At 62.9% G+C, this 7,741-nt stretch carries 10 protein-coding genes and 1 tRNA gene; 1 reads left to right on the top strand and 10 read right to left on the bottom strand.

The window, feature by feature from the left end; genetic code table 11:
• Positions 1–151 precede the first annotated feature (151 nt).
• From WBQ77_RS04210 to infA, 4 genes are all read right to left on the bottom strand, one after another.
• Positions 152–227: transfer RNA gene (locus tag WBQ77_RS04210), tRNA-Phe, on the bottom strand.
• A 145-nt stretch (positions 228–372) separates the two neighbouring features.
• Positions 373–585 (bottom strand): DNA gyrase inhibitor YacG, encoded by a 213-nt coding sequence (locus tag WBQ77_RS04205; protein WP_424059048.1) that lies wholly within the window; start codon positions 583–585, stop codon positions 373–375.
• Entirely contained in the window at positions 582–1,331 is a 750-nt protein-coding gene (locus tag WBQ77_RS04200; RefSeq protein WP_424045574.1) for a Maf-like protein, read from the bottom strand. Before WBQ77_RS04200 ends, WBQ77_RS04205 begins: the two co-directional genes overlap by 4 nt.
• Position 1,332: 1 nt before the next feature.
• Positions 1,333–1,551, bottom strand: a complete 219-nt coding sequence (infA, locus tag WBQ77_RS04195) for a translation initiation factor IF-1 (protein WP_045365920.1) — start codon at positions 1,549–1,551, stop codon at positions 1,333–1,335.
• A gap of 205 nt (positions 1,552–1,756) precedes the next feature.
• Here infA and WBQ77_RS04190 point away from each other — a divergent pair, with 205 nt between their 5' ends.
• Positions 1,757–2,572: a class I SAM-dependent methyltransferase gene (locus WBQ77_RS04190; RefSeq protein ID WP_424045573.1), complete on the top strand. Its 816-nt coding sequence runs from the start codon at positions 1,757–1,759 to the stop codon at positions 2,570–2,572.
• A 239-nt stretch (positions 2,573–2,811) separates the two neighbouring features.
• Here the strand turns inward: WBQ77_RS04190 and WBQ77_RS04185 are convergent, their stop codons facing one another.
• The 6 genes from WBQ77_RS04185 to murA all read right to left on the bottom strand — a co-directional run bounded on the left by WBQ77_RS04185 (position 2,812) and on the right by murA (position 7,455).
• Positions 2,812–3,183, bottom strand: a complete 372-nt coding sequence (locus WBQ77_RS04185; RefSeq protein ID WP_424059046.1) for a hypothetical protein — start codon at positions 3,181–3,183, stop codon at positions 2,812–2,814.
• Between the two features lie 118 nt (positions 3,184–3,301).
• Positions 3,302–3,754: a low molecular weight phosphatase family protein gene (locus WBQ77_RS04180; protein ID WP_424045571.1), complete on the bottom strand. Its 453-nt coding sequence runs from the start codon at positions 3,752–3,754 to the stop codon at positions 3,302–3,304.
• A 4-nt stretch (positions 3,755–3,758) separates the two neighbouring features.
• On the bottom strand, positions 3,759–4,262 hold the full coding sequence (locus tag WBQ77_RS04175) for a UPF0262 family protein (RefSeq protein ID WP_424045570.1): 504 nt from the start codon (positions 4,260–4,262) through the stop codon (positions 3,759–3,761).
• A 2-nt stretch (positions 4,263–4,264) separates the two neighbouring features.
• Positions 4,265–5,563 carry a histidinol dehydrogenase gene (gene hisD, locus WBQ77_RS04170; RefSeq protein WP_424059044.1) on the bottom strand — a complete coding sequence of 433 codons (1,299 nt, stop codon included), beginning with the start codon at positions 5,561–5,563 and terminating at the stop codon, positions 4,265–4,267.
• 6 nt (positions 5,564–5,569) lie between these two features.
• On the bottom strand, positions 5,570–6,079 hold the full coding sequence (locus tag WBQ77_RS04165) for a DUF2948 family protein (protein WP_424045568.1): 510 nt from the start codon (positions 6,077–6,079) through the stop codon (positions 5,570–5,572).
• A gap of 86 nt (positions 6,080–6,165) precedes the next feature.
• Positions 6,166–7,455 (bottom strand): UDP-N-acetylglucosamine 1-carboxyvinyltransferase, encoded by a 1,290-nt coding sequence (murA, locus tag WBQ77_RS04160; protein ID WP_424045567.1) that lies wholly within the window; start codon positions 7,453–7,455, stop codon positions 6,166–6,168.
• Between the last annotated feature and the right edge of the window lie 286 nt (positions 7,456–7,741).

The raw sequence follows: 7,741 nt of genomic DNA, 5'->3' as shown, positions 1-7,741 counted from the left end.
GTCTTCATCTGACCGGTCACACGCGAGGCTGGTTCGGCAGCGAATCCCGGAAAGTCGTGCCGTCGGACCAGCCTCGATACCGCGAGCTACCGAGCGATCGTCACCAGACTCGCACCCGCACGGCGTTCGTAGATCAAGCCTTGCGATGGCGTGGTGCCCAGGGGCGGATTCGAACCACCGACACGCGGATTTTCAGTCCGCTGCTCTACCAACTGAGCTACCTGGGCATGCGTTGTGTCAGGCTGGGCGCGATAGCCGGCTGGCGGAAAAGATCGCGCAAGAGCCCTGCTGATAAGCCCCGGCTTATAGGCAATCGGCTGGGCTCTGTCGAGACCCGGCTGGGCGTGTTTTGCACCCCTGCCGAACCCGCCTCTATTCCTTCTTCCAATCGGCAGGAGGCTCGGGATATGCCTCTTCGGGCGGGTCTGCCGTCACGACATAGCTGCCCTTGAGCCAGCGCCCGAGATCCAGCTGCGCACAGCGTTTGGAGCAGAATGGCCGATGGGCTTTCAGGGACGGCTTGCGGCAGATCGGGCAGCGCGAAATGGCCTTTGGGGCTTCGCTCCCATCGTCGCCGGCGCTCACTCGGTCTCCACCTCGGCCTTGGTAAGCCAGAGCATCGCGACCGGATAGCCCTCGCCCGCCAGAAGGTCGACGGTCTCGGTCAGCGGCAGGCCGACCACGTTAGTATAGGAGCCGACTAGCTTCACCACGAAGGCGCCGGCAATGCCTTGAATCGCATAGCCGCCCGCCTTGCCGCGCCATTCGCCGCTGGCGAGATAAGCGCCGATCTCCTGGTCGGAAATATTGCGGAAACGCACGCGCGTCTCGACCACACGCTCGCGCCAGCGTCTCTCGGGCGTGACCATGGTAACCGCCGTATAAACGCGATGCGCGCGACCGCGCAGGAGCCGCAACATGTCGGCGGCCTCGTTTTCCAGCTCGGCCTTGCCGAGAACACGCCGGCCCACGGCGACAACCGTGTCTGCGGCAAGCAAGAAGCTTTTGGCGAGTTCGGGCTCGTTCTTGACGATCTTCAACGCCGCTTCGGCTTTGGCCTTGGCAAGCCGCCGAACGATCTGGCGCGGCACCTCGCCCTTCGAGACGCTCTCGTCGACCGAAGACGGCCGCAAGGCGTCCGGCGCAATTCCTGCCTGTTCGAGCAGCTGCAGCCGGCGCGGGGACGCGGAGGCGAGCACCAGCTTCGGCCGGAAGCTAGACACAGGCTTTTCCGCGCGCCGACGCGTCGGCCGCTTCGGCGCCTTGGTCTTGCCGGGGACCGCAAGTGCAGGCTCGGCCGAGGCGGGTGTGCTCCGCTTCAGCCCAAGCATGCTACTTAAACCGGTAAGTGATCCGACCTTTAGTGAGATCATAGGGGGTCATCTCGACCAAAACTTTGTCACCAGCAAGCACCCTAATCCGGTTCTTGCGCATACGTCCCGCCGTGTGGGCGATAATCTCGTGTTCGTTCTCGAGTTTCACCCTGAATGTGGCGTTCGGGAGGAGTTCGGTAACCACCCCCGGAAATTCGAGCATTTCTTCCTTCGCCATAAGGCTCCTTCCGCATCTGTAGATTGCCGCGGAGAATGGTCGGGTGAGCGCCCAAAAGCAAGGCTGATTCCCACGATTCGTGGCCTCGACCCGCCCAAAGCGCGGCACCCGAAAATGGGACCTGCCCGCAGTTCTAACGTTGCGTGTCTTGCTGATGTGACGGGTCCAACGCATGATCTAATGCTCGTTTAAAGAGGTATGGCTCATGAACCCGAATAGAGCGCTATGGGAAAAAGGCGACTTCACGCGAATTGCCGCAACGATGCGAGATAGCGGCGACGCGTTGGTCGAGACATTCGGAATCACCGACGGCCTGAAGATCTTGGACCTAGGCTGCGGTGATGGAACGACGGCGCTGCCTGCGGCAAAGCGTGGTGCGGACGTCTTAGGCGTCGACATTGCGAGCAACCTCGTCGAGGCCGGAAACAAGCGCGCAATAGAAACAGGTCTATCCAATTGTACTTTCCAAGAAGGCGATGCCTCAGATCTGAACGAGCTGGACGATGCGAGCTTCGACCTCGTCGTCAGCATCTTCGGGGCGATGTTCGCGCCCAGACCCTACGACGTGGCAAAAGAGATGGTGCGGGTAACCCGTCCTGGCGGGCGCATCATCATGGGGAACTGGATTCCAGGCGATCCGACCCTGATCGCGCAAGTTTTGAGGGTCAGCGCGGCCTACACGCCCCCGCCGCCGGACGACTTCATCAGCCCTGTCACCTGGGGCGTAGAGGACGAAGTGGTCGCGCGGTTCACCGCCGCGGGCGTTTCCAGTGACAACATTGCGTTTGCACGAGAGACTTTCACCTTCAACGCTGCGGTTCCACCATCGGACCTCCTCAGCAACTTCAGACGCTATTATGGACCGACCATGAATGCCTTCGAAGCGGCAGGGAAAGACGGCCGCGCGGACTCGCTCCAGGCGGACCTCGAAGAGCTGTTCAACGGCCACAACACTGCGTTTCGCAAGGACACCACCTCAATCCCGGCAACCTTCTTGCGGGTTACGGTCTCGCGCGACTGAGCGACGTCATCTTCATCATGCGTAAAGCGTGGCGGCTCTGTTGGTTTCATTGCCGGGCCCTGACCTATCGGAACGCTAGCGGCCTCGCCCCTACCAGGCGACTCGGATTCCTGCTTTGCCGTCGAAACCTTGAAAAAGTTTTTGGAAGCCAAAGGCTAATTGGATAAGGGTTAGGCCGCCGGCGCGGGTTCTTTGGGACGGGCGCCGTTAGCCCTAACCGCCCCGTTCTGCGCGGGAGCCTAAGGCGCGGGCGCGGCTTCTTCCCAATGCGTTTGAGCTTCGATCGTGGAATGCGCGTCTTGCGCCGACTCGCGCAGCGCCACGTCGAAGCGTTCGAGGTCACCGACAACGCCCTTGGCCATCTCGACATAGGTCTGGTGAACCAGAAGCAGCCGCCGCCGCAGCTCGTTGTTCAGCGCCCGATAGGCGGCTGTTTCCTGCTCGTGCGACGCAAGCCGAGTGCGCAGCTCGTTGCGTTCCGCCACCAGCTTTTGGATCGCCGCAGCGCCTGCAAGCGCTGCGTTCTCGACCGCCTGGTCGGTCGACAGTTCCATCCGCTGAGGATGGGGTGGATGCTGGCTGGCACCATTCATTCGTGAGACGTCGTTCATCGTCCGGTCCAATCGTTACTTACTGGTCTAATCGTTACTTGGGGACGAGAGAAAAACGGCTGGGGCGTCCCGCCGTTCCCGGGTGCGGCAAAGAATCTGATAGCTAGGTGAACGACCTCTAAACGCCGCCAGCGCCTTGCACCTGGAATTCCGCTTTGATCCGATCGAAAAGCCGGTCGCGGACGTCACGATAGGCATCGAGGATTATGTCGCGAGAGCCGGTGGTCAGCGTCGGGTCGGGCGTCGGCCAATAGACTACGTCGATGGCATAGCCTTGGGCCAGTTCCAAGGCCTTGTGCTGGGCTTCCGGCGCCAGGGTGACGATGAGATCGAAGCCAAGGTCGCGCAGGTCGTCGATGGCGCGCGGTACGTGATCGGAGATGTCAATGCCGATCTCGTCCATCACCATGATGGCGAAGGGGTCGGGGCGGCCGAGGCGCACGCCTGCCGATTCCACATAGATCCGCCGTCCGGCAAGATGGCGCAGCAGTGCGGCTGCCATGGGTGAGCGAATGGCGTTCTTGGCACACGCGAAAAGAACGGCGCCAGGCAGATCGCCGCCTGCGCTCAACGGCTCACCCCTTCCAATGCAGCGCGCAAAGGAGCGTGAACAACCGCCTGGCCGTGGCGATGTCCACCGTTACCTTGCCCCTCAGCCGCTCCATCAACAGGTGGCTGCCTTCGTCGTGCAGGCCCCGGCGTCCCATATCGATGGCCTCGATCTTGGAGGCGGGCTGAGTCTTGATGGCCGCGTAGTAGCTGTCGCAGATCAGAAAATAGTCCTTAACGATCCGGCGGAAGGGCGACAGGGACAGCATGATCTGCTGGAGCGGGATACCGCCGTCGTCGGAGATGGCGAAGACCAGCCGGTTGTCGGCCAGCGAGAGATGCAGCGTGAACGGCCCATTGTGCCCCTCCGCGGCGAGATCGAAATTGTTCTTCTCCAAGAGATCGAAGATAGCGACCTCGCGCTCATGTTCGACTTCCAGACTGTCGCGACCGAGCGAGGCCTCGTCCAACGTCACGGCAATCAACCGCGCGGTTTCCGGAAAGGAGATGTGTTCGTCCGACTCGGTCATGATCAATCTGGGAGTTTGAGCCTAATGCCGACGGACCGCCGGTGCGCGTCCAGCCCTTCGGCGCGCGCCAGCGTCATGGCTGTGGGGCCGAGCGTCCTGAGGCTCTCGGCATCCAGCTTCAGCAACGACGTGCGCTTCATGAAATCGAGAACACCGAGGCCCGAAGCGAATCGGGCGCTCCGCGCGGTCGGCAATACGTGATTGGTGCCCGCAACGTAGTCGCCGATGACTTCCGGCGTATAGCGGCCGACGAAGATCGCACCCGCATCCCGGACCTTGGCCGCGAGCGCATCCGCATCTGCCGTGGCGATTTCCAGATGCTCCGGTGCAAGACGATCGGAGAGCGCCGGGGCCTCGTCGAGGGATCCGACCAGGATCACCGCGCCGAATTCATCCCAGCTCGCCCGCGCGGTCTCCGCGCGCGGGAGCGTCTTGAGCTGCGTGTCCACAGCCGCAATGACCGCCTCCGCAAAACCGGAATGATCAGTGATGAGAATGGATTGCGCCGCCGTGTCGTGCTCGGCTTGCGCCAACAGATCGCTGGCGATCCAGGCCGGATCGTTTTCGTTGTCGGCGATCACCACGACCTCTGACGGTCCGGCAACCATGTCGATGCCGACCTGCCCGAAGACTTGCCGCTTGGCGGCGGCCACATAGGCATTGCCAGGGCCCACGATCGTGGTCACGGGGCGGATCGTTTCGGTGCCGAACGCGAGCGCGGCGACGGCCTGAGCCCCGCCGACCCGGTAGATTTCGTCGACGCCAGCAAGGACCGCGGCAACCAGCACCAGCGGATTAAGCTCCCCGCGCGGGGACGGCACGACCATGACCAGCCGCTCGACACCGGCAACCTTCGCCGGCACGGCGTTCATCAGAACCGAACTCGGATAGCTGGCGGTCCCGCCTGGCACGTAAAGGCCGGCCGAGGCGACCGCGGTCCAGCGCTGGCCGAGCTCCACGCCGGTCGCGTCGATGTAGCTCTCGCTGGCCGGGACCTGCCGGCTGTGATGATCCAGAATGCGGGCGTGGGCGAGCTCTAGGGCCTCGACTGTCTCCTCGTCGACGGCGGCAAGCGCACCTGCGATATCAGCCTCCGCGACCGCGATGCCTGCTTGGCGAAGATCGAGCTGATCGAACTTTTGCGTGAAGTCGATCAGGGCCTCGTCGCCGCGCGCGCGAACATCGGCGATGATCTTGGCGACAGCGTCATTCACATCGCCGGAGGACTCGCGCTTCATGCCGAGCAATGCCTCGAAGCGGGCCGGAAAGTCTTCCTCTCGTGTATCGAGGGACTGAACCATAAGGCCTCAAGCGTCCGCGGCTTCGGAGCCGTTCGGATTGGAGCCGGCCGGTTCGTTTGCGTCGTTTTGCCCGTTGCCCTCACCCTCGCCGGGATGTTCCGGCTTGTTGCGCGTCCGCCAAGCCGGGCCCAGATCGCGCATCTCCGCCTCAATACATTCGACATCGAGCTGCACGGTCACGTCGCCCGCGAAGTAAAGTACGACCTTGCCGCTCGGGTCCTCACCCGCTTCGAAACCGATAGCAAGCAAGGATAGCACGCGATCCTTATCCGCCGGCGCGAGATCCTTGTGGCGGGCGCCAAGCACCCGGTCGAAGCGCAGCGCCGTCCTAAGCCGGCGATAGCGCTCGCCGTCGCGATCCGCGCTCTGCCAATCGAACCGATTGACGACCGCCGCGAACCGTTTCTGCGACGGCAGGTAGGTCATATCGCCGACCCGGACAACTGCGTCCTGGAGTTGGGAGGACACGACTTGAAGGTCCTCCTCGTCGAGTGCGAGCAGTTTAAGCGTCGTCATAGGAAGAAATCACCGATAAGAGCGTAAATGACTTGGATCTACCATGCTTTCGGCCCCGTCCGGAAGACATTCCGAGAACCAGCCACCTAGCCGGTGATCCGGTCGATCTGCGCACCACACTTGCGTAGCTTCTCTTCGAGACGGTCGAAGCCGCGATCCAAATGGTAGACGCGCCCGATCGTGGTCTCTCCCTGCGCCGCCATCCCTGCGATGATAAGCGAGACGGAGGCCCGCAGATCGGTGGCCATGACCGGTGCGCCCCGGAGGCCGCTCACCCCATGGACCAGCGCCGTGTCGCCCCGAAGATCGATGCGTGCGCCGAGCCGCGCAAGTTCCTGTACATGCATAAAGCGGTTCTCGAAAATGGTCTCACGCACTTCGGAGACGCCCCGCGCGGTGCACATCAGCGCCATGAGCTGGGCCTGTAGATCGGTGGGAAAGCCGGGGAACGGCTGAGTCTCCACGGACACGGCGTCGAGCCCGTGGCCGTTTCGCGCCACGCGAATCCCGCCAGGCTCTTCGAAAACGTCGACACCCGTGGAGCGCAGAGCCACGAGCGCTTCCTGGAGGAGTTCGGCCCGGGCGCCCTGCAGAAAAACATCGCCGCCGGTGATCGCCGCCGCCATGGCATAGGTGCCCGTCTCGATCCGGTCCGGCAGGACCTGATGTTCGGCCCCATGGAGCGAGGGCACGCCTTGAATCCGCAAGGTCGACGTGCCGATCCCTTCGATCTTTGCGCCCATCTCCATGAGGCAGGTGGCAAGATCGCCGACCTCCGGCTCACGGGCCGCGTTCACGATCTCGGAATCGCCCTCGGCCAGAACCGCTGCCATCAACGCATTGTGTGTCGCGCCCACGGAGACTTTTTCGAGTTCGATCCGGTTGCCCTTCAGCCCTTTCGGCGCCTTGGCGAGGACATAGCCGGCATCCAGCTGGATCTCAGCGCCCAGTGCCTCAAGCGCCACGAGATGAAGATCCACGGGCCGCGTGCCGATGGCGCAGCCGCCCGGCAGAGAAACCTTGGCCTCGCCGCAGCGCGCCAGAAGCGGCGCCAGGACCCAGAAGCTTGCGCGCATCCGCGCGACCATCTCGTAGGGCGCGGTCGTGTCGACGATTTCGGCGGCCGTCAGCTTGTAAGTCTGCCCGTCGTTCGAACTCTGGCCGGCGCGTTTGCCGGCGATGGTGACGTCGACGCCGTGATTGCCAAGAATGCGCGACAGCAGCGCCACGTCGGCAAGGCGCGGCATACCATGCAGCGTCAGCGTCTCATTGGTGAGAAGGCTGGCAATCATCAGAGGCAGCGCGGCATTCTTCGCACCGCTGATCGGAATGGTGCCTTCGAGCCGTGTCCCGCCCACAATACGGATACGATCCATAACGCGTTACTCCCTCCGACGCGGCTCTACCTGCCGCGCCTCGTTTCCCCTGTTCCGCCACAATAGGCAATGCGACAATCGGTCAGTCTAGCCTTTCCGTTTCACCCCTGTCCCCCTTCTTCGGGAGGCTTCGAGTCCGACCGTTTGGCCCGCGCGTTCTCCTTACGTTTCAATAAGTTGGACCGCAGCGCCTCGGCCAAACGCTCCTGCCGTGCATCGTTTGGAGATGTACGGCCTGATTTCCCCTCGCGCTTGTCTTTTTCGGCCATTTCGCCATCCCTTTGGC

The sequence above is a fragment of the Methyloceanibacter sp. genome, from assembly GCF_049590335.1.
In the GTDB taxonomy this organism is placed as follows: domain Bacteria; phylum Pseudomonadota; class Alphaproteobacteria; order Rhizobiales; family Methyloligellaceae; genus Methyloceanibacter.
This window is presented reverse-complemented; position numbering and strand designations above follow the sequence as displayed.